This is a genomic window from Acinetobacter stercoris (assembly GCF_900323515.1).
In the GTDB taxonomy this organism is placed as follows: Bacteria; Pseudomonadota; Gammaproteobacteria; order Pseudomonadales; family Moraxellaceae; genus Acinetobacter; species Acinetobacter stercoris.
Window position 1 is genome coordinate 1 of record NZ_OOGT01000347.1, and the last position, 1993, is coordinate 1993.

At 39.0% G+C, this 1993-nt stretch carries 2 protein-coding genes; both read left to right on the plus strand.

Annotation, left to right across the window (positions count from 1 at the left end; translation table 11 throughout):
- Positions 1-147 precede the first annotated feature (147 nt).
- Complete coding sequence (locus KPC_RS19365) at positions 148-1392, plus strand: dienelactone hydrolase family protein (RefSeq protein WP_121975939.1); 1245 nt, start codon at positions 148-150, stop codon at positions 1390-1392.
- A 52-nt stretch (positions 1393-1444) separates the two neighbouring features.
- The gene (locus KPC_RS19370; RefSeq protein WP_228212350.1) at positions 1445-1990 is read left to right on the plus strand and encodes a flavin reductase family protein; all 546 of its coding nucleotides are present in this window, start codon (positions 1445-1447) and stop codon (positions 1988-1990) included.
- The last annotated feature ends 3 nt before the right edge of the window (positions 1991-1993 follow it).

The following is a 1993-nucleotide window of genomic DNA, read 5'->3' on the forward strand; positions in this document are numbered from 1 at the left end:
GAAATATACACTTATCTGCTCAAGACTAAAAAATAATTAACGTGATTTTTTGAAATTTGTATCGAACTTGGATAATGCTCAACCAGATTTGGATAGTCGATAAAACATACAATCTTCAATATCAAAACAAAGATATTGGAGATCATCATGAACGGAACTTATGTTGATATAAACAATGGACGTCAGTCCTTTAAAGCCTATTTAACTGTACCTGAAACAGGTCATGGTCCTGGTATTATTCTTTGTCAGGAAATTTTTGGTGTAAATGAGGTCATGCGTAAGCAGGCGGATTATCTTGCTGAAGAAGGTTACACCGTGATTGTTCCAGACTTATATTGGAGACAGCAACGAGGTGTAGAGCTTGGCTATACACCTGAAGATTTTGAAAAAGCTTTTAAACTTTATACCGAGTTTAGTGAAGATCTAGCAATAGAGGATATCCAAAGCTGTATCCAGTTTTTATCTGAGAGCGAAGCATGTATCAGTGCTGAGTTCGGGGTTGTTGGATACTGTCTAGGTGGAAAACTTGCTTATTTGGCAGGGTGCCGCTTAGCTAAAATAAAAACCGCAGTGAGTTACTACGGTGTCGGTATCGAAAAATCATTGTCTGAACTCAATCAGCTCAAAGGTACATTGATATTGCATATGCCTGAGCTAGATGAGTTTTGTCCTGAGTCAATTCGTCATCAAATTATTAATACAGCAAAATCTTATCCTGATGTACAAACTTTTGTATATCCAGCAGTTGGACACGCATTTGCCCGAGTCGGAGAAGACCATTACAACAAGCCTGCTTCTGATCTGGCACATGGACGTACCATTGCCGCATTACGTAAAGCATTAGGTCCAGACTATGATCTTGAAGCTTTGTGGGAAGAACATGTGCGCTATGAGTTTGAAACCAGAAATGTTCCACAAACTATGGCGACAATGGTTGCAGAACCTTATGTAAATCATATTCCAACCATGACAGGCGGGGTGGGTTATGCACAGCTTTCACGTTTTTACCGACATCATTTTATCCATAACAATCCAAAAGATATGGCTTTGACACCGATCTCACGAACAGTGGGTGCTAGTCAATTGGTTGATGAATTCATCATGTCCTTTACTCATGATGAGGAAATCGACTGGCTTATTCCTGGTATAAAGCCGACGGGTAAGTTTGTTCAGATCCCGATGTTGGGGGTTATCAAGTTTAGGGGGCCTAAGCTTTGCCATGAACATATTTATTGGGATCAGGCGAGTGTATTGGTTCAGTTAGGGATTTTAAATCCTCAAGGATTACCTATAGCAGGTGAGGAAACAGCATTGAAGCTTTTAGATGAACGCCTTCCTTCTAATACGTTAATGGATTCTTGGGGAAGTAGTGAAGGCAAAGCCATAGATTGAATTGCAGTACTGCATTTGAAGTAAAACAAGGCGTAAAAAATAAGGAAATAGTATGGGTACGATGAATATGGCGACCAATGCAGATGAAAAAATGATGGAAGTTGCGAATGTTGATAAAAAGCTGCTACGGACTTGGCTAGGTCAATATGCAACAGGTGTAACGATCGTGACCACAGTAGATGAAAATGGCAAAAAAGTCGGTATGACAGCCAATTCTTTTACCTCTGTATCGCTAGAGCCTCCCTTGGTTTTATGGAATATCGCAAAAAATGCAACCTATCTTAAGGCATTTTGTGAACGAGAATACTTTGCGATCAATATCTTGAGTGAAGAGCAGCATTTAGAGTCAAATCATTTTTCTAAGCCTGCTGAAGATAAATTTTCGGGTATTGATTCGGTACAGGAACTGAAAGGGTTGCCTGTACTGGAAAATGCATTAACTACATTTATTTGTAAAAGCTATCAGATTCATGAAGCGGGTGATCATTTTATTATTGTGGGCGAAATTAAATATTGTCGTCATAACGGAGGTCGTCCTTTGGTTTTCCATAATGGAAAATATCATGAGGCTAATTTACATCGAATTTATAAAGACTAATTT